Below are 22,843 nucleotides of genomic sequence, written 5' to 3'. Positions count from 1 at the left end.
GTCCGTGTGAACCCAGTGAGGAGAAAAATGATGATGCTTTCCCAAAAGATTCTGCCCGCATTTTCCACGATGAGGGAGTTCGAACGCTTTCTTGAGAGTGATTATGAGGTGGGCATTTTCCTTGAATTGCATGTTTCCCAGCTCAAGCATGCCGCGAAAATGGCAAAGGACCGGGGCAAGAAGATGATTTATCATGTCGACCTGATCCAGGGGCTGAAAAGTGACGAGCATGCCACCGAATACATCTGCCAGGAATACAAGCCGTTCGGGCTGATTTCGACCAAGTCCAACGTCATCCGGAAATCCAAGCAAAAGGGAGTGCTCTCCATTCAGCGGATGTTCCTGATTGACTCACATGCGCTCGAGAAAAGCTGCCAGCTCGTCGAGCGAATCCAGCCGGATTATATTGAAATCATGCCGGGGGTTGTTCCATGGATGCTGACAGAGCTTAAAGAAAGGCTCGGCATCGGTATCTTTGCCGGCGGCCTGATCCGTACGGCCAAAGATATTGAAATTGCACTGGAGGCCGGGGCAGAGGCGATTACGACTTCCGACCCGGAACTCTGGGAAGAGTTTGCAGGATAACAGGCAAGCCGAATGATCGTTTTTCTTGTCGGTTGACGTAAAAAGCGGAAAGCGTTATCATTTCCATTAAGTTAATAGGATGAAGGAGAACAGGGAGATTCACTTTAGGGCAACGGCATTTTTGTCGTTGCTTGGTGAATCTGCCTGCTTTTTTGCGTTCCTATAATCCGAAGGGGGAATCGGTATGAATCCGTTCTGGGGAGAATTGATCGGTACGGCGATTTTGATCATCTTTGGGGCAGGGGTCTGCGCCAACGTCAATCTGAAAAAATCATTTGCCTATCAAAGCGGTTGGCTGGTGATTTCCATCGGTTGGGGGCTGGGTGTAGCGCTGGCAGTGTATGCGGTCGGCATGTTCAGCGGTGCCCACCTCAACCCGGCAGTGACACTCGGCCTTGCATTTAACGGGGACTTCCCGTGGGAAGATGTTCCGGCGTATATCGTGGCACAAATTGCCGGTGCATTTATCGGAGCGGCGGTCGTGATGCTGCATTTCCTGCCTCACTGGAAGGAGACGGAAGATCCGGGGACGAAACTGGGCGTGTTTGCGACAGGACCGGCAATTCCGGATTATTTTTCGAACCTGCTGAGCGAGATGATCGGAACTTTTATCTTGGTGCTCGGCATTCTGTCGATCGGTGCCAATGAATTCACGGAAGGGCTGAATCCGATGATTGTCGGCCTGCTCATTGTGGCAATCGGTATTTCACTTGGAGGAACGACAGGATATGCAATCAATCCTGCGCGTGATTTCGGTCCCAGGCTGGCCCATTTCCTGCTGCCGCTCGCCGGCAAAGGAACGTCCAACTGGAAGTATGCATGGGTGCCGATCGTCGGGCCTGTTCTGGGCGGCTCACTCGGCGGCGTATTTTATAGAGCGGTCTTCATCGGCGACCAGACCCCCGCTTTTTGGGCGGTCCTTCTGGCAAGTATCCTGGTGCCCGGTCTGTTATTTAGCCTGCGGGGCAGAAATCAGGCTGTGGTTTCCGCCCGATGAGACGAACGTCAACAAAGACAATGGAGGAAATGGAAATGGAACAATATATTTTATCCATCGATCAGGGAACTTCGAGTTCCAGGGCCATCCTGTTTAACCGGAAAGGGGAGGCGGTGCATTCCGCACAGCAGGAGTTTCACCAGTATTTCCGGCATCCGGGATGGGTTGAACAGAATGCAAATGAAATTTGGGCTTCCGTCATGGCAGTCGTTACCACAGTCATGACCGAGGCGGATGTCGATCCGAAGCAGATCGCAGGAATCGGCATCACCAACCAGCGGGAGACTGCGGTAGTCTGGGATAAAAAGACCGGACAGCCGATCTGCCACGCCATTGTCTGGCAATCCCGCCAGACGGCAGATATCTGCAGCGACCTGAAGGATAAAGGTTATGAAGAAATGGTCCGTGAGAAAACCGGACTGCTCATCGATCCTTATTTCAGCGGAACGAAAGTCAAGTGGATGCTCGACCATACGGAAGGTGCGAGGGACCGTGCGGAGCGTGGAGAGCTGCTGTTCGGGACCATTGACACCTGGATCATCTGGAAGCTGTCGGACGGAAAAGCGCACAAGACCGACTACTCCAATGCTTCCCGTACGCTTCTGTACAACATCTACGAGCTGAAATGGGATGAGGAACTGCTCGGCATCATGGACATTCCTGCATCGATGCTGCCGGAAGTCGAACCGTCCTCCCATCTTTTCGCGAAGACGGCACGCCATCATTTCTTTGGGGAAGAGATCCCGATCGGCGGCGTGGCAGGCGACCAGCAGGCAGCCCTGTTCGGTCAGGCCTGCTATGAAGAGGGGATGGCGAAAAACACATATGGCACCGGCTGCTTCATGCTGATGACGACGGGCGAAAAAGCCGTCCGCTCCAACCACGGTCTGCTTACAACGCTTGCCTGGGGGCTTGATGGCAAGGTGGAGTACGCGCTTGAGGGCAGTATCTTTGTGGCCGGCTCCGCGATTCAGTGGCTGCGTGACGGCATGCGGATGCTGAAGCACAGCGCCCAGAGCGAAGAGTATGCGACGCGTGTGGACTCCACGGGAGGGGTTTACGTCGTGCCTGCTTTTGTCGGTCTCGGAACGCCGTATTGGGACAGTGAGGCGCGCGGTGCAGTCTTTGGTCTTACCCGCGGCACGACGAAAGAGCACTTTATCCGGGCGACACTCGAAGCGCTGGCTTACCAGACCAAAGACGTGCTCGATGTGATGGAGAAGGATTCGGGTTTGCCGCTGAAAGCGCTCCGGGTGGACGGAGGCGCGGTCAACAACAACTTCCTGATGCAGTTCCAGAGCGACATTCTGGGCGTTCCGGTCGAGCGGACGGCGGTCAGCGAGACCACTGCCCTCGGCGCCGCATATCTGGCAGGCCTTGCAGTAGGCTATTGGGAATCCTGCGAGGAGATATCCGGGCAGTGGAAGGTCAAGAAGCGGTTTGAACCGGCCATCACCGAAGAAGTCCGTGATGAGTTGTATGGAGGCTGGAAAAAAGCGGTCGAAGCCACAATCCGGTTCAAGTGACGGATTCATTGATTCAGCCTGTGTAAGTTTGATATAATAAAATCAAAGTTAATGAATGTGTCTAGAGACTCGGAGAGACCTGATGCGCATGATGACCCCATCATGCCTGCTTCAGGTCTCTCTTTTTTGTTGCTTTCAGTAAAAGAATTGATGGAGGGAACCATGAATGGAATTTTCGTCCGTGAATCGCAAATTGGTACTAGAAGAAATGGGAAGCAGGGAATTTGATCTCCTGATCATCGGCGGCGGCATCACCGGGGCAGGAATTGCCTATGACGCCTCGACACGAGGCATGAGCGTGGCGCTCGTCGAAATGCAGGACTTCGCCGCAGGCACATCCAGCCGGTCCACCAAACTGGTCCATGGCGGACTGCGCTACCTGAAACAGTTTGAAGTTAAGATGGTCGCTGAAGTCGGGAAGGAGCGCGCCATCGTGTATGAAAATGGCCCGCATGTCACGACACCAGAATGGATGCTTCTCCCGTTCCATAAAGGGGGGACGTTCGGAGCGTTCACGACCAATATCGGTCTCAGGATGTATGACTATCTTGCAGGGGTGAAAAAGCAGGAGCGGCGCAAGATGCTGTCCGTCGGAGAAACCCTTCAGAAAGAGCCGCTGATCAAAAAGGATGGCCTGAAAGGCGGCGGCTACTACGTGGAATACCGGACGGATGATGCCCGCCTCACGATCGAAGTCATGAAGGCGGCCGTCAGCCAGGGAGCCCTGGCAGTCAACTACGCCAAAGCCGAGGAATACATCTACGAGGACGGGAAGATTGTTGCGGTCCGCGTGAGCGACCGGATTTCAGGAGATGAATCCGTCATCCGCGCCAAAAAGGTCGTCAACGCGACAGGCCCGTGGAGCGACAAGATGCGTGACAAGGATGCGCCGGGAAGGAAGAAGCTACGCCTCACGAAAGGCGTTCACATCGTCTTTGACCAGAGTCGCTTCCCGCTCCGCCAGGCAGTCTATTTTGATACCCCGGATGGCCGCATGGTGTTTGCGATTCCGCGTGACGGCAAAACATATGTCGGCACGACCGATACATTCTTCGATAAGAACCCGGTCAATCCGAAGCCGCTGGCGGAAGACGTGGATTACCTGCTGAAGGCGATCAAATTCATGTTTCCGGACGTCGGCGTATCCCATACGGACGTTGAGTCGGGATGGGCAGGGGTGCGCCCGCTCATTTACGAAGAAGGGAAAAAAGAATCCGAAATCTCCCGGAAAGATGAAATCTGGGAGTCGGACAGCGGCCTGATTACGATTGCGGGCGGCAAGCTCACCGGTTACAGGAAAATGGCGGAGAGCGTCGTAGACCGTATTGCAGAAAGGCTCGGCGGAGGATTCGGAACGTGCATGACAAGAGACTTGCCGATTTCCGGAGGGGATGTCGGCGGCTCCGCAAAATTCCCTGCCTATGTAGAACAAAAGGTTGCGGAAGGAGTAGCGGCAGGCCTCCCAAGAGAATTTGCTGATGCCATCCTTCAGCGTTACGGCACAAATGCCGGGAAGGTCTTCTCCTATATCAAAGAATCCGGAGAAGGGGCGTTGCCGAAGGAAGTGGAGGCGCTCCTGAACTATTCGATGCATCATGAAATGGCCGCCAAGCCGGTCGACTTCTTTATCCGCAGGACGGGCGCACTTTTCTTCGACATTGATTGGGTGCGGACCTGGAAAGATCCGGTCATCCGTAAGATGGCAGAAGTCAATGGCTGGTCCGCTGAAGAGGAACAACTCTACCGCGAAGAACTGGAACAGGCACTATGCGAAGCTGTACCTGAAATGGCATAAAAAAGAGGTAAACCGGAACAGGGCAAACAGAGATTGCCGTCTGTTCCGGTTTATTTGTTTTGTGAAAGCCCGAAGAAAGGCCTATGTTTTTCACCCGTACCCGGGCGTCCATTTTTCAATTTTCGACATCAATTTTCCTTTTTCGGTTTCAGTCTTACGCTCCATTGTGGGAGAGGGGGGCAGCGCTTACAATGAGGTCAAATCAGGATGGGAGGAAGGTCTTTGATCTACGAGCTTGAAATCACGATCAGCCGGGGGGCAGAGGCGAGGCGGCTGATACAGGTGGACGGGGATATGGCATTCGGGCAGCTCCATGAGGTGATCCAATCCGCATTTGAATGGGAACGGGGACATGAGTTTAATTTCAGGCGGAAACGTTCATCCGGGGAGCAGATTCCCATTCCGGAAGAACAGAAAGTCGCTGATGCGCTGAAGGAAGGGGATAAACTACTGTACAGCTACTTTGCCGATGGGGAATGGATTCATCAGCTTGCGGTCAAATCCGTACTGATCAAGACGCCTGAAAACAGCGAGCCGAATGTCGCTTATCCGAGATGCCTGGAGGCAGAAAGCGAGTTGCCCCATAAATACACCGTGCCCCCAATGTTTATCGAACCGCGAATCCGGACGCCTGATCATTTGGCAATGGATATTAACATTGCATTCATCAAGTTCGATGGCATCCCGACCCTCTATGAAGTGAATGGGCTGTGGAGCGGTTCGGATATATTCCGAAGGGAAGATGAGCCGGCCACGGACGAACAGCTAACCAAATTCAACGAGCTTCGCATCGGGTGGAAAGGGTTGCTACAGGAAGTGCTGGCAGCAATGAAATTGCTTTATGGTGCCAGGCCGTGGGAATACCTGAACGGCCGCCAGGTGATCTTTTTGGAGTTTGGCGATGGGGAAGAACCGCTGTTCATTCGGGTGCTCGGGCATGAGGAAGATGAATTTGGCCTGGTCGTTTATTTCGGATGGGACGGTTACCGGCACATGTGCAGTGAACTAGAAGGTAAGCTGACGGATTATGAACGGATTCATGGATTCAGAGGGGTATATGCCACTTTTGTGAACAAGAAGCAGCTGAACCCGATCACCAGGCGGATCTACAAAGAGTTCGGCTATACATTCAAGCAATCTGGCTGGCCCCTTCTGGAAGCCATCGAACCCGGGTGGCTGCCGCAGCTCCCGAGACCGCAGGATGCGGAGTTTCTTCTGCATGCCATCGGAGCCGTGCGTTCCTTGATGAATAATCCAAGTGACTTTTCAGCGCTCCCCGCGTTCCGGCCCGACGGGGAAATGATCGGGTTCGTGGCGGAAGACAGCGGCGCAATGAAAGGCGGAATCGTCGATGCACCCGCTATTTCGCCGGAGCGGGTGCCGGGGATCCGGGTAACGGACTATACTGTCAAGTGCCTGAAGAACCTGCCGCGTTCAAAACAGGGGATTGAATTTGACCTGTCGCTGGCGGAAGTATACGGCACGGAACCGGTACTGAAGCGGCTCTTCCACCCGCTGCTGCTCGCGGTTGCTGATTCGGACTCGGGCAAGACGGTCCATTCTCAATTTCTCTCCGCAACCGATCCGGACATTCTGGCACAGGCCATGTTTTCAGACGTGCTGATCCATTTTCTTAAAGCACTACCCGAAGAAGTCAGCCTTACCGCCGGAACGGCAAGGAGACTGGGTCCGATGCTCAGTATGCTCGGCATCAGGGAACGGATAGTACACCGGCTACCGGGTGTGGTAAAGGCACGGGAAGCGGCGATTGGCAAGGTGAAGGGGTTTATCAGGTTATGAAGGCCACTCTTAATTGCTTTTGCGTTCATCCAAGGAACAAAGGTGATAAGATTGGTTTTGAAGACTGAAAACTTTGAAAGGGGAGATTCAGAGTGGTTCAGGAAATGAAGCGTGCCGGGGAAGCCCAAGAGATGATTTTGGTCAACGAGTACATCGACGGGGTGCTCGATCCGGACAAGCCGATGCTGGGGCCGGTGAAAGACGGCGGCCATATTATCGCCCACACGGCACCGGGCTGCTGGGGACCGATGATCACGCCCTGCATCCGTGGCGGCCATGAAGTCACGAAGCCGGTTTTCGTGGAAGGAGCAAAGCCCGGGGATGCCATTGTCGTAGAAATCAAATCAATCGAAGTGACCTCCCGGGCGACCGCATCCGGCAATGACCGGCCGGTTGAAGGACGTTTTGTCGGGGACCCGTTCATCGCGGTCAAGTGCCCGGGGTGTGGAACGATGTATCCTGAAACAGTCATCAAAGGGACCGGACAGGAAGCAATCCGATGTGCAGAGTGTGGTGAAAATGTCACGCCATTTGAATTCACCAACGGCTATACGATGGCCTTTGATGAGAGCGGAACGGTCGGGGTGACACTGACTGAAGAAGCGGCGGAACAGGTCGCAAGTGACGGCCGAAATTATATGCAAACTCCTGAAAACTCGGTTCAGAATCCGATTGTGACTTTTGCGCCGCATGATCTGGTCGGGACCATAGCGAGGACACGGCCATTTCTCGGCCAACTTGGGACAACACCGTCACGGCCTACTCCGGATTCTCATAACGCGGGTGACTTCGGTTCGTTCCTGGTCGGTGCACCGCACGACTATTCGTGCACAGCGGAAGAACTGGAAACCCACCGTACCGACGGGCATATGGACATCAACCGTGTCCGTGCCGGAGCTATTCTCATCTGTCCGGTCAAGGTTGAAGACGGCGGTGTCTATCTGGGTGATATGCACGCGATGCAGGGAGACGGAGAAATTGCTGGGCACACCACTGACGTAGCGGGCATCGTCCATCTACAGGTACATGTCCTGAAAGACGCCAAGCTGGACGGTCCGATTCTCCTGCCGAATGTTGAGGACCTGCCATATACGGCAATGCCGATCACACAAGCAGAGCGGCAGGCTGCCGAAAAAGTGGCAGCACGATGGAAAGTAGCGAAACTGGAAGAGTCTCTGCCGGTATCGTTCATCGGCACCGGACCTACATTGAATGACGCGACCGAAAATGGAATGAAGCGGGCAGCAGATGTCCTGGATATTACCATTGAAGAGGTGATGAACCGTTCGACCATCACCGGCTCCATCGAAATTGGACGCCATCCGGGTGTTGTCACCGTCACATTCCTTGCGCCGGTTGAGAAGTTGAAGGAAGCGGGACTTTATGAGCTGGCGAGGAAACAGTATGGCAAAATTGAATGAGACTAAGAATGCGATGCCGCGCGGGCATCGCTTTTTTAAATGGAATGAAATCTGTAAGTGTGCTTTCTTATCTGGCAGTGTCCGATGAAACGCAGAGAAACACAGTCCGCCCATCACTTCGGTTGTACCAGTAATGGGAATCTCCGGCGTCATAGAAAAGCGAGCGGCCGGGGGTGAGTTCGGTCAGTGACTCTCCGACTTCCACGGTAAGTTTTCCTTCCAGTACATAGACGAATTCCTGGCCGGCATGGGTGATAGGCTGGCCGCCGTTCTCGCCAGCTTCCAATGTGACCTGCATCGGCATGAAGTCAGGCGAGCTGAAGCCGGGCGCAAGATTACGGTAGTGTACACCGTATGCAGCGATGCGTTCGGCCATGCCCAATCCATCTTGTTCCGGAATGCCGGCTTCCTCTTCGAAAAAGTGCCCGGGACTGACGCCGAGGGCGAGGGAGATTTTCTTGAGGGATTCCAGCGTCGCGGAAGATTTGCCGCGCTCCAGCTGGGAAAGGAAGCTGATGGAGAAGCCGGTTTCTTCCGCCACCTGTTTCAGCGTCTTCTGTTTTTCCTTGCGTATGTTTTTGATTTTCAGGCCAAGTGTAAGGTCCAATCCAAACTCTCCTAATAATCTAAAAATAAGATTGACAACGTTTTTAAGCTCACTTATGATGGTAGCATAAATTGAAGTGTCACTTCAATTGAAGGGGTGCTTCAACTTTTATATGGGGATTAGGGGGAAGTTATATGAAAGACAAGGACATGAGGCGCGTGCTGATCGCCAGCCTCGTCGGAAGCTCCATCGAGTGGTTCGATTACTTCCTGTACGGAACGGTCGCTGCGCTCGTCTTCAATACGATGTTCTTTGTTGCGGAAGATCCGTCGATCGGATTGATTCTGGCGTATGCTTCATTCGCGCTGTCATTCTTTATCCGACCGCTTGGCGGGGTGATCTTCAGCCATATCGGGGACAGGATAGGACGGAAAAAAACGCTCGTCCTGACGCTTAGCCTGATGGGAATTGCGACATTCGCGATGGGGCTTTTGCCGACGTACTACGCAATCGGCATCTGGGCACCGATCCTGCTGATTACACTCCGCCTGATCCAGGGGCTCGGCATCGGCGGGGAATGGGGCGGTGCGATGCTACTCGCCGTGGAATATGCACCAAAGGACCAGCGGGGCTTTTTCGGTTCCGTGCCGCAGATGGGCGTCACGATCGGCATGGTGCTCGGGACGCTGGCGCTGTCCGTCATGACGCTGCTGCCGGAAGACGCGTTCATGAGCTGGGGCTGGCGCGTGCCATTCCTTCTAAGTGCGCTGCTCGTCATCTTCGGGCTTTGGATCCGGAAGGGGATCGAGGAGACGCCATCGTTCAAGAAGGTCCAGGCGGAAGGTTCGGCACCGAAAGTGCCGCTCGTCCACACACTCAAGCATCATTGGCGTGAAGTACTGATCGCGGTCGGGGCAAAAGTCGTCGAGACGGCGCCGTTCTACATCTTCGGTACATTCGTCGTATCGTATGCGACAAGCAATGTCGGCCACACGAACAGTGAGGTGCTGAATGCGGTCATGGTCGCGACCATTATCACGACGATCCTCATCCCAATCATGGGCAAGCTGTCCGACAAAGTCGGCCGCAAGCCGCTGTATATCTGGGGAGCGGTCGGCATGATCCTATTTGCCTTCCCGTACTTCTGGATGCTCCATGAAGGGTCCAATATCATGATGTTCCTCGCGACCATCATCGGGCTTGGCGTCATCTGGGCGCCAATCACGGCCGTGCTTGGAACGATGTTCTCGGAAATCTTCTCTGCGGAAGTGCGGTACACGGGCATCACGCTCGGTTATCAGATCGGTGCAGCGGCGGCCGGGGGGACGGCTCCGCTGATTGCGACAGCACTTCTGATGCAGTTCAACAACTCCTACGTGCCGGTCGCACTCTACATCATCTTCACGGCGGTTGTTTCGCTCGTTGCCATCTGGGCAGTACGCGACCGCAGCAACCAGCAGCTGGATGAAGAGACGGAGGTTCTTGACGCCAAGGGGAAACTCACAGAAAAGCAACTTGTCTGAGTCGGTTACGGAACGGCAAGCGTGCAATAAAAGGTGGTTAATGCGTTTTGATTATCATGAATGAACAGCAGATCATGGAAATGTACGGGATGGAAGATGCCATCCCCGATGTAAAGGCGACGCTTCATTCTCTTGCGGACGGGAAAATCGAAAATCCGCTCCGCACGGTCATCGAATTCCCGGAACGGAGCGCATCGGTGCTGTACATGCCATGCGCGGACTTGTCGGAAGGAATCGCGGCGAACAAGACGGTGACAATCTTCCCTGAGAACCCGAAAACAAACGGGCTGCCGACCACTCAGGGCGTTGTGCTCGTGACTGATGCCACAGATGGCCGTCACTTGGCGATGCTAAACGCATCGTACCTGACGCGGCTCAGGACCGGAGCGATGAGCGGTCTGGCGACAGACCGACTAGCCAGAAAAGAGGCATCGGTCCTGTGTGTGATCGGAACCGGAGGCATGGCATACGAGCAGGTGCTCGGCGTGCTGGCTGTCCGTGAGATTCGGGAAATCCTGTTGGTCAACCCGACGCGTTCGAAGGCGGAAGCATTCGGCGAGCGGCTAAGAAGGGAAGGGTGGGTCTCGGCTGAAGTATCGATCGAGATTGTCGGTGATGTCGATGAGGCGGTAAAAAGGGCGGATGTCATCAACTGCGCAACACGCTCCGAGACGCCGGTATTTGACGGTGAAACAATCCGTCCGGGGACGCATGTGAATGGGGTCGGATCCTATCTGCCGCACATGCGGGAAGTGGACGAGACATTTATTCGCCGCTGCTCAAAAGTCATCGCGGATGACCTGCATGGCGTGAAAGAGGAAGCGGGAGAGCTGATTTATGCCGACCGCTCAGGAGCCTGGTCATTTGATGAACTCCACGGGGAGCTTGTGCACCTTGTGACCGGACAAGTATCCGGCCGGGAAACCGAAGAAGAGATCACTTTCTTCAAATGCGTCGGCGCCGCGTATTACGATCTGGCGGTGGCCAAGGGCGTCTACCGCAAGGCGGAAGCAGGCAGGCAAGGCGTACAGGTTGAGGTATAAGTAGGAATGGGCCGGCAGCGATGCCGGCTTTTTGCTGCACTGGAAGTGTACGCTTACCGCAGACTGGCGTCGAAAAAGCCACGGCTTTTACAATGATGCATTTAGTGATTTCAGTGGCGCGGCATGTGGTTGCCTGTTGCTGTTTCTTCATTCGCTCCTGAAGTTCGTCATTAGGCCGTCCAGCTTCTTCATTCGACCGAGTTATTTCGTCATTCAATGAGAAGTTGTCTGCGAATGACGAAACCGGCGGCGTGAACGATGAAACTGAGCCCATGAATGACGAAACTGCACCCTGCCTGGTTGGATTATTGACATTGGGATGGTCAGTGTCCTCCGGTGCAGATGGTCACATGAAAAAAGCGATGCCATGCGGGCATCGCTTTTTCATGTACAGACTTGAAAGAGACGATTGCCCTTTCAATGGCCTGTCCGCAGTATAAGAATTCATCCGTTCACCGGATCGCCGGTTGTTTGTTCATCGCAAGATCTCCGGCGGCTTTTGCGCGGATCCTTGTGGCGTTGCCTGGAAGGTAGGAGAGCGGAACTTCTTCCAAGTCAACGATGATGAGGGATTCGGTGTCGGCGCCGGCTTTGGCGGCTTCTTCGAAGGCGAGCCGCTTGGCTTCCTCGAGTGCGGCTTCGCGCCCGATTTCGTCGACGAGGAAGATTTTCTCGACTTGACCGCTGACTTGTGAAATGGCGGATCCGATGGCGTTGGCGACCCCTGCGTTTTCAGGCCGGATCACTTCCGAGGCACCTTTCAAGCGGGTCGGGAAGAGGATGCCGCCGCCGCCGACAAGCATGACGGGTACCGGATCCGCGCTGGTCTTCATTTTGTCGATTGTTTCTTCGACCATTTCGACCATGCGGGCGTAGACGGCTTCCAGGAGGCTGCGGTCCAGGTGTGCCACCTTGTTGCGGTCGCCGAGCTCGATGACTCCGAGTGCGGCAGCGACGTCGGTGGCCGTTAGCGTATCACCGCCGAAGATAAGGCCTTCTTCGTTCAGGCGGTGGCCGACGGACTGTGGGCCGATTTGGAATGAGCCGTCGTCTTCCAGGCGGATGATCGTCCCTCCTCCGAGACCGATCGCCGCAATGTCCGGCATGCGAAAGTTCGTGCGGACTCCGCCAATCTCCACTGCAAGGGAAGATTGGCGGGGGAAGGAGTCGACAAGGACGCCGACATCCGTTGTCGTACCGCCGACATCGACGACAAGTGCATCCGGTCGATCAGTCAGGTAGGCTGCGCCCCGAAGGCTGTTTGTAGGACCGCAGGCAATCGTCAGAATCGGATATTTAACGGTGTACTCGACAGACATCAGTGTGCCATCATTCTGGCCGAAGAAAATTTCCGCGTGGATGTCTTCCTGTTCAAGCGCCTTGACGAACCCGTCAGCGGTGGAGCGCGCGACATTGACGATGGCAGCATTCAGGATGGTCGCGTTTTCGCGCTCGAGCAGTCCGACGCTTCCGATTTCACTTGAGAGGGACAGGGCGACATCCGGCCCCATCTCTTCGCGAATGATTTCCGCTGCGCGCTCTTCATGTACGGCGGAGACAGGGGAAAAGACGGAGGTGATAGCGACGGAATCGACCTGTCCGTTCAGTTCCCGTCCAATCGCGCGGATTTTTTCTTCGTCCAGTTCCGCAATTTCCCGCCCGTCGAATTCGTGGCCCCCGCGCACGATGTGGGTATGCTTGCCCAGAATCTCCCGCAGGTCGTCCGGCACCCCGACAAGCGGTTTGATAGCGAGTGTCGCAGGGGCGCCGATGCGGATGATTGCAACCTGGTTCAAGCGCTTTCGCTCAACGATGGCATTAGTGCAGTGGGTTGTGCCGAGCATGGCATGGCGGATGTCCGAAACCGGAACGCCCGACTTTTCGACGACCTGGCGCATGGCCGAATAGATCCCTTTGCTGACGTCCACTGTCGTCGTTGCTTTGACGGACGCGATGACCCGATAAGCTTCATCCAAGATGACGGCATCGGTATGGGTTCCACCGACATCAATTCCAAGACGGTAATTTGTCATTTTGTTATCCCTGCTTTCGCGTTTAGTTGTTCAATCGGTGTGAAGTCTGTGTCGTAGCCGAAATAGCGCGGGCCTGCGGTGGCGATCCCCTTCTCGGTGCGCCACTTTTCATCGCATGGTATACCGATGACGGTGCAACGTGCGCCGTAGCGCAGTCCTTCCGTCGTGATCGGCATACCGGTCTCCGAATCCACGACGGCGATCAGGTCAGGCGTCACACAACGGACTTTGCCGTCAACTTCGCATAGTAGATGTTCGTTCTGGAAGTGGAGACGGCAATCGGATCCTTTGTTTTTGTTCAGCCCGTCGATTGTGGCTGTGCCTTTGGCGAAGCCGCCTTCCGTCCTACGATCGATATCGGTCACTTTACCTTCGAAAAGGGCGGTTCCGCCAACGAGTTCAAGTACGTCTTTAATCGGGTTGATGTTCTGCTTCATTGCTTCACGGACGGTCCTACCGATCTCTTCTTCAAGCGTCAGGATGTTTTTGATGGACGCTTTTTTCACGAAATGGCCTTCCATGGGATAAATTGCATTCATGACGGAGCCGCCCATCTCGACTGTTACGCTTCTGGCGATCCGTTCTGCCCATACGCTGTCGATTGTGTTCAGCAGGAGGCTGTTGCCTTTTTCATCAGACAGGACCATCGGTGTGGCGGATGCGCCTTCCAGGTAGAACGTGACCATCTGAAGCTCCGGGAATGCACGTCCCATCCCGTCCGCGTCGATGACCGGAAGACCGATCTGCGCGGCAAGGGCTAGCGGCAGCAGGGAGTTGACCCCGCCCGCCTCGATCGGCATCGTAGCGTAAATCTCTTGACCGAGGAAGTCCTTCAGTGACTTGAAAGCGGCGAGTGCCTCATGGCCGCTCGGAATCTTCTCGACCATGACCGTCGGGGCGCCCATCATCGCCGACGGGACGATCAGTGCGTCGTCCGGTACTTCATCCAGGCTGAGGAGTCGGATCGGCCCGTTCTCCTCGACCGCCTGGATCGCCATCAGTTTGCCGATATAGGGGTCGCCGCCTCCTCCGGTGCCCAATAGCGCCGCGCCGATTGCAATATTCTCGATTTCTTCTTTTCCGATCAGTCTCATTTGATGCTCCCCCTTTGGTTGGACAGGGCGACAACTGCTGGTGCCCCCTGCAAAAACTTATTGAAGATGAATTGGAACACGCATGCAGCAAGGAATGCGTCGAATCCCGAAGCGCCTGTGAAGGTGAACAGGCCGAAGCCGTTCGGTGCGGGCGTCGTCATAAAGGCAACGAGGGCAGCCATCACCCACACTGTGGCGCTGCCCCAGTTGACCGGGACGTTGTCGGCAAGGTTTTCGAAACTGTATTTCTTTTTATTCATCAGATAATCGACGACGTAGATGCCTCCGATTGGCGGGATGAGCGCACTCAGGAATATGAGGAACGGGATGAAGTTCTCGTAAATTCCGCCGACCGCCATCCCGGTGCCAATGACGCCCGCAGCAATAGTCAGGATGTACTTCGGCACGCTCTGGAAGATGACGGAGAAACCAAGCGCCGAGGAGTACAGGTTGTTGTCATTCGTCGTCCACTGCGCAAGGATGAGGATGAGCAAGGCACCAGTGCCCCAGCCGAGTCCGAGCATGATTTCCACGATATCTACCTGTGTCGTCGCTTTAGCGAGAAGCGCGGCAATGATCAGGACGATGCTGAATCCGACAAAGAATCCGACGAACGAGGAGATCACTGCATCCTTCACGGATTTGGCGTAACGTGAAATATCGGGGCCGATAATTGCGCCGACTGCAAGTGAACCGATGATCAGGGAGATGGCCACACCGACACTCAGCGGATCACTCGTCAGTGGGGCGGCGGCAACTTCAGAAAGGTCCCTGCCGTTCATAACTTTCATGAGTGAGGCGATGAGCAGCGCGGCCAGGAGCGGAACTGCGAACAGGCTCAGTTTTTCAATTGCTTTATAGCCGATGAACGCGGTGGTCGTCATGAGAACGCCGCCAAGGATGACCAGCAGTTTCTGGTTTATGTTCCAGCCGAATACGTCAAACAGGATGCTCTGCAGGCTGGAGCCAAATAGATCGAGCTGTACACCGAACCACCCGAAAAGCGATATGGCGACAATCGCGGAAACGGCAAAGGAGCCATAGCGGCCTAGTGCGAACATCGAGACAAATGGGGTGGAGAGCCCGGTTTTCGCACCGACCGTGCAGCACAATGCGGACAGCACGGCGAGGATGAAGCAGCCGATGAAAGTCGCAATCAGGGCATCACCCATCGCCATGCCTGCCCCCAGAGCGCCGCCAAGTGCAGTGGCCGAGAGCGCAACGATGCCGCCGATCCAGACGATGGATAGTTTGATCCAGCCCTTTCTCTTGTGTTGCGGAACGGGTTCCCGCTCGTAGTCCTCCACCAATTGATTATTGAATCGGTTTTCCATCTGAATTCCCTCCTTTTTAATTGTGTTTTTTCTGAAGTGCCGTGAATGAAGCTTGCAGCATCTGTTCGGCCATCCGCAGCTGGAAGACCAATTCATTAGGACTGAAAATGTTGATGCTCCAGAAAATGCCGTTGGCAAGAAGAACATATTGACCGATCGCCGAAGTGGCCTCGGACTCGGTAATGTCGGGAAAGTCCCGGCGCAACGCATCATTCAATGCATCCGCCAGCCAGATACTGAAGCTACTGAAATAATCGTCCAGCTGCTTCTGGAAGTCCGGCGTCGGCGGAGAAATAACAAGTGAGATATAGGTAGCCATCTCGTCCCTGTCTCCGGCATGGTGATCGACGGTCGTCCGGAGCATGGCGGCAAAGATTTTCTCGACAGGCTCATCGGCATGACGCTGAAGGGCATCCCGCATCGCTTCATTGTGCCGGGCCAGGGCTCGCTTGAACACCTCCCGGAACAATTCTTCCTTATTCTTGAAGAAGAAATAGATCGACGCAGGCTTGATACCCACTTCTTCGGCGATCTTCCTCATCGACGCCCCCTGATAACCGTGCTTTGCATAAAGCTGAAGAGCTGCCTGCAATAATAACTCTTGAGTCATTTATTCACCGCCTAACGAGTGTTAGGTGAAATTATAATATGATATATCACAGAAAGCAATAATATTTCAGAAAAAATAAATTGAATAAAATTTTCTTGCTTATTGTGTGCGTTTACATTTAAATGTGGTGGCTGAGTTTGAAGAATGGCAGAGATGCGATTTTCATACGAAAAAAAGCGATGCCGCGCGGGCATCGCTTTTTCGTATAAAGGCGTGAGTGTGAAGATGTCCGAAGGTGGCCATCCGCCGGCACTCCTCCTCAGAGCACTTTCTCAAGAAAGTCCCTCGCACGGTCGGTCTTCGGATTTCCGAAGAATTCGTCCGGTGTGCCTTCTTCGACCAGTTTACCCTGGTCGAGAAACAGGACGCGATCGGCGACTTCGCGGGCAAAGCCCATCTCGTGGGTGACGACGATCATTGTCATCCCGCTTTTCGCAAGGTCTTTCATGACGTCGAGCACTTCCTTGACCATTTCCGGGTCGAGGGCGGATGTCGGTTCGTCGAACAGCATCAGCTTCGGTTCCATGGCGAGAGCGCGGGCGATGGCGACGCGCTGCTTCTGGCCGCCCGACAAGCTTGCCGGATAGGAATCAGCCTTTTCGGAAAGGCCGACGCGCTTGAGGAGGGTGCGTGCCTTTTCCTCCGCCTGTGCTTTTGTTTCTCCCTTTACTTTCATCGGCGCATAAGTCAGGTTGCCGAGGACGGTAAGGTGGGGGAATAGGTGGAAGTGCTGGAACACCATGCCGATTTCCTGGCGCGCGGCCCGGATGTCGGCTTTTTTGTCGGTGATGTTGAACCCGGCGATTTCGACGGTTCCGCCGGTCGGTTCCTCCAGTTTGTTCAGGCAGCGGAGAAACGTCGATTTGCCGGAGCCGGAAGGGCCGATGACGGCAATGACCTGGCCGGCAGCCACTTCGGTCGAGATGCCTTTCAGGACCTCGAGGTCACCGAATGATTTAATGAGTCCCTTAACGGATATCACTTGCCTTCAGCCTCCTTTCAATCTTGCGTCCGATGAGTGTGAGGATCATGACGAGTACCCAGTAGATCAGTCCGACAAAGAGAAGCGGTTCGAACTGGCGGTACATGCTGGCCCCGACGACCTGCGCGCGGCGCATAAGATCGAGATAACCGATTGTCGAGACAAGCGCGGATTCCTTCGTGAGTGTGATGACTTCGTTCATGAGTGCAGGCAGGATGTTCTTGAACGCCTGGGGCAGGATGATATCTTTCATCATCGCACGGTACGGGACACCGAGCGCCTGCGCCGCCTCGACCTGGCCTTTGTCGACCGCCTGGATGCCGGCGCGGATGATTTCGGAAATATAGGCCGCGGAGTTCAGCCCGAATGCCGTGATCGCCGATAGGAACGGAGTAATGTCGTAGCCAGTCAGCTGCGGAACGGCAAAGTAGATCAGCATCAGCTGGAGGATCAGCGGCGTCCCGCGGAAGATGGACGTATAGGCGACTGCGAATGCCCGGAGCGGAGCGGGACCGCTGATCTTGAACAGGGCAAGTATTGTCCCAATCAGTGCACCGATCAGAAGGGCGACCGCTACGAACTTAAGCGTTACCCAGATGCCTTCCAGCATATAGGGGATATAAGGGGTCATCTGCGTGAAATCGAGATTCATGATGGATTCAACTCTTTTCTGTCATCCCGGTCTGGCGGGAAGTTTGGATAGGAAAAGGGGTTGCCTGATGAGCGGGCAACCCCTGCCGTTTAACTTATTCCTGGTCGGTCAGCCACTTATCCTTCAGTTCCTGAAGCGAGCCGTCTTCTTCCATTTCAGCAAGCACTTTATTCACGTCTTCTACAAGATCGCTGTCTTTAGGGAAGGCGACCGCCATGCCCGGGGAACTGGTCGTCGGATCGTCGAATCCGCCGAGGCCCTGTTCTTCAACGTGGCCGACCGCTACGGATTTATCCATATAGGCGGCATCAATACGTCCTGTTTTCAGTTCCTGGATGAGAAGGAGGGAGTTGTCGAGCGACTTGAGTTCAAAGTTGATTCCTTCGTTCTCTTTCAGACGCTTCGCTCCATCTTCCTGGATCGTGCCCAGCTGGACACCGACTGTTTTGCCTTCCAGGTCTTCAATGGACTTGATGTCGGAATCCGGAGTGGTGACGAAGAATTCACCGGAGCGATTGTACTCGGTAGAGAAGTCGACGTTCTGCTTCCGCTCATCAGTCGCGCTCATGCCGGAGAGGACCATGTCCACGCGGCCTGTGTTGAGAGCGCCAATCAGGCCGTCGAACTTCATGTCATTGATCTCCAGCTCATAACCGAGTTCTTCAGCGATGTGGTTAGCAAGATCGATGTCAAACCCGATTTCCTTGCCGGCTTCGTCACGGAATTCAAAAGGAGGGAAGTCAGCGGATGTACCCATCTTCAGGACTTTTGTTTCTTCGCTGTCCCCCGATTTGTCTGCCGTGTCGCCGGATGAGGAATCTCCGCCCGAGCCACAGGCTGCCAGGAAAAGTGCCGCGGAAGCGACCGATGCGAAAAGTGCTTTCTTGAACATGTATAAAACCCCCGTTGAATGTATATTTATTCGTTGAGATGATTATAGACTTTTAGACCCACGATGTAAAGTGCAAATTCATGCAAAAAACCGATTTTTTATAAGAAATCGGTTTCAGTGTCAGGTGGGGCAGGCCGGACGTTGATTAACTTTTGTGAGACGCTGATGATCTTCATTGAGACGTTGATTAAGTTCATTGAAACGTTGACATACCCGCCTCCTAGACTCTCGGTTCTCCAACTAGGAGGTCCAGCTCGACAGTAATGTCAGCAGTCTCTTGGTCCAGGAACGTTGTGACCGCTTTCGGATCGGGCGACCAGGAAAGCGGGGTCATGCGAACCAGATCCTCAAGCTGCGCGCGCCCCAGCCGGACGGTGTAGCGGAGCGGGATGGTCTCCGTGCGGCGGAAATGCCGGTCGAACAGCCCGATTGTTTCTTCATTGGAATAAGTCCGGCGCTCATCCGAATAAAGGGCCTCGCGGAGCTCCCGCAAATAGCCGGCACCGGGCACGGCCTTGATGAGCCGGCCGCCCGGGGCAAGCATCCTGGTGAATTCATCGTAGTTCGACGGCGACAGGATATTCAGGATGGCATGGATAGAGCCGTCGGCAAAGGGCGACTGTGCAAGGTCACCGACTAGCCAGACCGCATCATGGAAATCTCTCGCCGCCAGCTGCACGCCTTCCTTGGCAATATCGAGCCCGGCTCCGGCTACATTCAGCCCGCCGAGCTCCTCCAGGACGCGGTGAAGATGCGTTCCTTCACCGCAACCGATGTCAGCAATGATGGACGGCAAATCTGTGGGCAGAGTCACCTCCCGGATAAGATCCGCTGCCGCTTCATGGAACGGGGCATACAGTCCGCTGTCCAGCATGATCCGGCGTCTTGCTTCAAACAGTTCCTTATTATAGTGGCCGCAGGCAGGCCGGGTCAGCACGTTTACATAGCCCTGTTTGGCAAAGTCGAATGAATGGTTTTCCGGGCACAGCAGCCTGCCTTCATCCTCGACGCCGACCGGGTTTCCGCAGACCGGGCATTTCAGCGCATGTACAATCCGCGCGGCACGCCGGGCGCCCTCAATTCGTTTTGACACGACAACACCTTCTTTTGCTTACAAAATTGCTTGAGCAATGATTTTATCAAGTTTCCGGATATCTACACCCCGTCCCAGATTAATTTTCATCTTTCCGGCACGAGTCCAAAGTTCGATTTCCGCATTGAAGTCAAGCTTACCTGCATTTTCAGTTGAATACATATTAATGGAGTTGAAAGGGATCGTATAGACTTCGACTTTTTTGCCGGTTAAACCTTGTTTGTCGGAGATAATGAATCTCTTATTCGTCACGACTGCGACATCCCTGACCGTTTTATAGGCAACAACCGCTTCTTCTCCATCAATCAGCAAATTCTCTACGTCGTCAGGAATTGCTACTTCCTGTGAAAATGTCCATGCAAGCATACCACTCAGATCAGCCATTTTTGTTCCTCCTTATATACACAGAATATTTCCTCTATCATCTCATAACCGGTTAAAAAGACCAACGACTCGATTGCACATTAGGTGATGTGAGAATCAGTCATATTTAAACTATCGCAACGGTTTCCGCTTCAGAGCCTGGGGTAGAAGTAATAGGTACAAAGAAGAAGGTTTTTTCAAAATCAGAGGAGTTGGGGACATGTTTTTGGCATGGAGAGAAATCAGGCAAAGTAAACTCCGGTTTGCGCTTGTAACGGCCGTTCTGCTGCTAGTGTCATATCTCGTATTCTTCCTGTCAGGTCTGGCATCGGGTCTGGCTGGTCTGAACCGGGAGGCGGTCGATAAGTGGCAGGCGGATGGCATCTATCTGACTGATGAGTCGGATAAGAGCCTGACGCAGTCAATGATGGAGGTTGACCTCGCCGATGATGTCGTGGCGGATGAAACGGCGGTGCTCGCCCAGACGAATCTGATTGCCGATAATGGAGATGCGAAGAGCGGTGTCGCCCTGTTCGGCATCCGCCCGGATGAGTTCATCATGCCGGAGCCGACCGAAGGCGACGAGTTCTCGGATGAGTTCGAGGTGATCGCGTCGGACAGCCTGAAGGAGGAAGGGTTCTCCGTCGGTGATGAGCTGGACCTTTCCGGATCCGAAGTGACGCTCACCATCACGGGATTCACGGACGATGCCCGTTTTAATGCAGCCCCGGTACTATATATGAATCTGGAGGATTTTGAAAAGGTGCGTCCGGGTGCCGCGGCAATGGCCCAGCAGGAAGGGAGCGCTGAGAATCCTGACGGGCAGCCCGCAGAGACCGACCAGGGACTACCCGGGGAAACAGTGGAACAGCCAGAGATGGTGAATGCAATCGTCGTCAAAGGCAGCCAGCCCGATGAAGTACCGGATGATCTTGAATATTTGGAGTCTGAAACGTTCATCGAAAATCTTCCGGGCTACACCGAGCAAAATTTGACACTGACATTTATGATCTACTTCCTGTTCGCCATTTCGGCGGCAGTTGTTGCGATCTTCCTGTATGTGCTCACAGTACAGAAGATCAGCATGTTTGGAGTCATGAAGGCGCAGGGCATCTCGAGCGCGTATCTGTCCCGGTCAGTTATCGCGCAAACGTTCATCCTGGCGGTCATTGGCGTGCTGATCGGTTTCGGCCTGACGGTGCTGACAGGTCAGTTTTTGCCGGCGGCTGTGCCGGTGTCATTTGACTACGGCATGATGGCCATCTACGGCGCCGTTCTGATCGCGGTCGCGATCCTTGGGGCACTCGTATCGGTATGGACGATTGTGAAAATTGATCCGCTGGAGGCGATCTCGGGATGACGGAACATGTACTGCAGATGGAAGATGTGACGAAAACATTCGGCTCGGGAAGGACGGAAGTCCGGGCACTCAAGAAAACTTCGCTGGATGTGAGCCGCGGTGAGGTGATTGCAATCATCGGGCCATCAGGCTCAGGGAAGTCGACACTTCTGACGATTGCCGGCGGCCTGCAGGGGCCGACCGAGGGAGAAGTGCGGATTGCCGGCGAGCGGATCACCGAACTCGGGGAAAAGGACCGCTCCAAAGTGCGCCTCGAGCATGTCGGGTTCATCCTCCAGTCCTCGAACCTTGTCCCTTTCCTGACGGTCTCCGACCAGCTGAAGCTGCTGGATAAGGTCAAGAAAGGCAACATGACGAAGGAAGAGCGGAAAGGATTGATGGAGGAACTTGGCATTACAAAGCTGACGGAAAAATATCCGAATGACCTGTCGGGCGGGGAGCGGCAGCGCGTTGCCATCGCGAAGGCGCTCTACAGCAACCCGTCGCTCCTGCTGGCCGATGAGCCGACTGCCTCGCTCGACTCGGATCGGGCATTCGAAGTGATGAAACTCCTGAAAAGCGCAGCCGTGAAGAAAGACGCCGCAACAATTGTCGTGACCCACGATACACGGCTGACCGATTACGTGGACAAGGTTTATAAGATGGTTGATGGCGTCCTGCATCTTGAAACCGAAAAAGGCGGTGCTGCGTCGCTTGATGAAGGGCGGACGGATTTCCTGGAGAAAGGCGGGAATGAAGATGGCATTTGACTACGAGCTTGATTTCGACAGCATCGATTTCAGGCAACGTCCCGATCTGTACAGGGTCGGCAGGGGCGAACAGGGTGTGCTGCTCGTCGAGCCCTATAAAGGAGAACTTCTTCCTCATTGGCGGTTCCGGACGCCGGACATTGCCAAAAAGTCCGCCGAGACGCTTTATGAAATGTTTGAGGATTACCGGAAAGACGATGACTTTGTCGGCATGGATATGGCGCGCAAATTTATCCAGATGGGCTATACGAGGGCACGGCGCTACACCAACTATAAGGGCGGCCGGAAGTATAAGGAGGACGGGACGACACACGAGCGGACCGAGGATCCGGTAAAGGCCGAATCCGCAGCCATCTTCAAAGAATACTGGGACCGGATCCGTGAAGACGAGGACTATCTCGGGCGCAAAAAAGAGCATCAGAAAAAATACGGATAATTTATCTG

21 protein-coding genes are annotated in these 22,843 nt (G+C 54.5%); 11 read left to right on the top strand and 10 right to left on the bottom strand.

What is annotated here, in order from left to right:
- Nucleotides 1-30: 30 nt before the first annotated feature.
- The 6 genes from DZC51_RS02200 (at nucleotide 31) to DZC51_RS02175 (ending at nucleotide 8,124) form a co-directional block, all read left to right on the top strand.
- Nucleotides 31-585 carry a glycerol-3-phosphate responsive antiterminator gene (locus DZC51_RS02200; protein WP_157293736.1) on the top strand — a complete coding sequence of 185 codons (555 nt, stop codon included), beginning with the start codon at nucleotides 31-33 and terminating at the stop codon, nucleotides 583-585.
- Between the two features lie 184 nt (nucleotides 586-769).
- Entirely contained in the window at nucleotides 770-1,582 is an 813-nt protein-coding gene (locus DZC51_RS02195) for an MIP/aquaporin family protein (RefSeq protein ID WP_157293735.1), read from the top strand.
- Between the two features lie 35 nt (nucleotides 1,583-1,617).
- Entirely contained in the window at nucleotides 1,618-3,108 is a 1,491-nt protein-coding gene (gene glpK, locus DZC51_RS02190; protein WP_157293734.1) for a glycerol kinase GlpK, read from the top strand.
- 166 nt (nucleotides 3,109-3,274) lie between these two features.
- Entirely contained in the window at nucleotides 3,275-4,903 is a 1,629-nt protein-coding gene (locus DZC51_RS02185; protein ID WP_157293733.1) for a glycerol-3-phosphate dehydrogenase/oxidase, read from the top strand.
- A gap of 222 nt (nucleotides 4,904-5,125) precedes the next feature.
- On the top strand, nucleotides 5,126-6,703 hold the full coding sequence (locus DZC51_RS02180) for a DUF7309 domain-containing protein (protein WP_157293732.1): 1,578 nt from the start codon (nucleotides 5,126-5,128) through the stop codon (nucleotides 6,701-6,703).
- 104 nt (nucleotides 6,704-6,807) lie between these two features.
- A complete protein-coding gene (locus DZC51_RS02175; RefSeq protein ID WP_157293771.1) occupies nucleotides 6,808-8,124 on the top strand; it encodes an acetamidase/formamidase family protein in 1,317 nt (438 codons plus the stop codon).
- Between the two features lie 67 nt (nucleotides 8,125-8,191).
- Here DZC51_RS02175 and DZC51_RS02170 read toward each other — a convergent pair whose 3' ends face one another.
- A complete protein-coding gene (locus tag DZC51_RS02170) occupies nucleotides 8,192-8,731 on the bottom strand; it encodes a helix-turn-helix domain-containing protein (RefSeq protein WP_157293731.1) in 540 nt (179 codons plus the stop codon).
- Nucleotides 8,732-8,865: 134 nt separating this feature from the next.
- Between DZC51_RS02170 and DZC51_RS02165 the strand changes: the two genes are divergently transcribed.
- Nucleotides 8,866-10,194: an MFS transporter gene (locus DZC51_RS02165; protein WP_157293730.1), complete on the top strand. Its 1,329-nt coding sequence runs from the start codon at nucleotides 8,866-8,868 to the stop codon at nucleotides 10,192-10,194.
- A 47-nt stretch (nucleotides 10,195-10,241) separates the two neighbouring features.
- Complete coding sequence (locus DZC51_RS02160) at nucleotides 10,242-11,237, top strand: ornithine cyclodeaminase family protein (RefSeq protein ID WP_157293729.1); 996 nt, start codon at nucleotides 10,242-10,244, stop codon at nucleotides 11,235-11,237.
- 452 nt (nucleotides 11,238-11,689) lie between these two features.
- On the opposite strand, the gene DZC51_RS02155 is transcribed toward DZC51_RS02160, so the two are convergent.
- The 9 genes from DZC51_RS02155 to DZC51_RS02115 all read right to left on the bottom strand — a co-directional run bounded on the left by DZC51_RS02155 (nucleotide 11,690) and on the right by DZC51_RS02115 (nucleotide 20,311).
- The gene (locus DZC51_RS02155; protein WP_157293728.1) at nucleotides 11,690-13,270 is read right to left on the bottom strand and encodes a hydantoinase/oxoprolinase N-terminal domain-containing protein; all 1,581 of its coding nucleotides are present in this window, start codon (nucleotides 13,268-13,270) and stop codon (nucleotides 11,690-11,692) included.
- Nucleotides 13,267-14,364: an S-methyl thiohydantoin desulfurase family protein gene (locus DZC51_RS02150; RefSeq protein ID WP_157293727.1), complete on the bottom strand. Its 1,098-nt coding sequence runs from the start codon at nucleotides 14,362-14,364 to the stop codon at nucleotides 13,267-13,269. The genes DZC51_RS02155 and DZC51_RS02150 overlap by 4 nt, the downstream gene beginning before the upstream one ends.
- Entirely contained in the window at nucleotides 14,361-15,698 is a 1,338-nt protein-coding gene (locus DZC51_RS02145) for a cytosine permease (protein WP_157293726.1), read from the bottom strand. The genes DZC51_RS02150 and DZC51_RS02145 overlap by 4 nt, the downstream gene beginning before the upstream one ends.
- 16 nt (nucleotides 15,699-15,714) lie before the next feature.
- Nucleotides 15,715-16,308, bottom strand: coding sequence for a TetR/AcrR family transcriptional regulator (locus tag DZC51_RS02140; RefSeq protein WP_157293725.1), 594 nt, complete (start codon nucleotides 16,306-16,308; stop codon nucleotides 15,715-15,717).
- Between the two features lie 259 nt (nucleotides 16,309-16,567).
- Complete coding sequence (locus DZC51_RS02135; protein ID WP_157293724.1) at nucleotides 16,568-17,290, bottom strand: amino acid ABC transporter ATP-binding protein; 723 nt, start codon at nucleotides 17,288-17,290, stop codon at nucleotides 16,568-16,570.
- Entirely contained in the window at nucleotides 17,277-17,942 is a 666-nt protein-coding gene (locus DZC51_RS02130; protein ID WP_157293723.1) for an amino acid ABC transporter permease, read from the bottom strand. The genes DZC51_RS02135 and DZC51_RS02130 overlap by 14 nt, the downstream gene beginning before the upstream one ends.
- A 94-nt stretch (nucleotides 17,943-18,036) precedes the next feature.
- Nucleotides 18,037-18,834, bottom strand: coding sequence for an ABC transporter substrate-binding protein (locus tag DZC51_RS02125; protein ID WP_157293722.1), 798 nt, complete (start codon nucleotides 18,832-18,834; stop codon nucleotides 18,037-18,039).
- A 220-nt stretch (nucleotides 18,835-19,054) separates the two neighbouring features.
- Nucleotides 19,055-19,927 carry a putative RNA methyltransferase gene (locus tag DZC51_RS02120; protein WP_157293721.1) on the bottom strand — a complete coding sequence of 291 codons (873 nt, stop codon included), beginning with the start codon at nucleotides 19,925-19,927 and terminating at the stop codon, nucleotides 19,055-19,057.
- Between the two features lie 18 nt (nucleotides 19,928-19,945).
- Entirely contained in the window at nucleotides 19,946-20,311 is a 366-nt protein-coding gene (locus tag DZC51_RS02115; RefSeq protein ID WP_157293720.1) for a PH domain-containing protein, read from the bottom strand.
- A gap of 199 nt (nucleotides 20,312-20,510) precedes the next feature.
- Between DZC51_RS02115 and DZC51_RS02110 the strand changes: the two genes are divergently transcribed.
- From DZC51_RS02110 to DZC51_RS02100, 3 genes are read left to right on the top strand one after another with little or no spacing between them, the layout of a single operon-like run.
- Nucleotides 20,511-21,650 carry an ABC transporter permease gene (locus tag DZC51_RS02110; RefSeq protein ID WP_157293719.1) on the top strand — a complete coding sequence of 380 codons (1,140 nt, stop codon included), beginning with the start codon at nucleotides 20,511-20,513 and terminating at the stop codon, nucleotides 21,648-21,650.
- Nucleotides 21,647-22,399 carry an ABC transporter ATP-binding protein gene (locus DZC51_RS02105; protein ID WP_157293718.1) on the top strand — a complete coding sequence of 251 codons (753 nt, stop codon included), beginning with the start codon at nucleotides 21,647-21,649 and terminating at the stop codon, nucleotides 22,397-22,399. Before DZC51_RS02110 ends, DZC51_RS02105 begins: the two co-directional genes overlap by 4 nt.
- Nucleotides 22,389-22,835: a DUF4385 domain-containing protein gene (locus DZC51_RS02100; protein ID WP_157293770.1), complete on the top strand. Its 447-nt coding sequence runs from the start codon at nucleotides 22,389-22,391 to the stop codon at nucleotides 22,833-22,835. The genes DZC51_RS02105 and DZC51_RS02100 overlap by 11 nt, the downstream gene beginning before the upstream one ends.
- Nucleotides 22,836-22,843: the final 8 nt, after the last annotated feature.

It is taken from the genome of Bhargavaea sp. CC-171006 (assembly GCF_009761675.1).
GTDB lineage: Bacteria > Bacillota > Bacilli > Bacillales_A > Planococcaceae > Bhargavaea > Bhargavaea changchunensis.
This window is presented reverse-complemented; position numbering and strand designations above follow the sequence as displayed.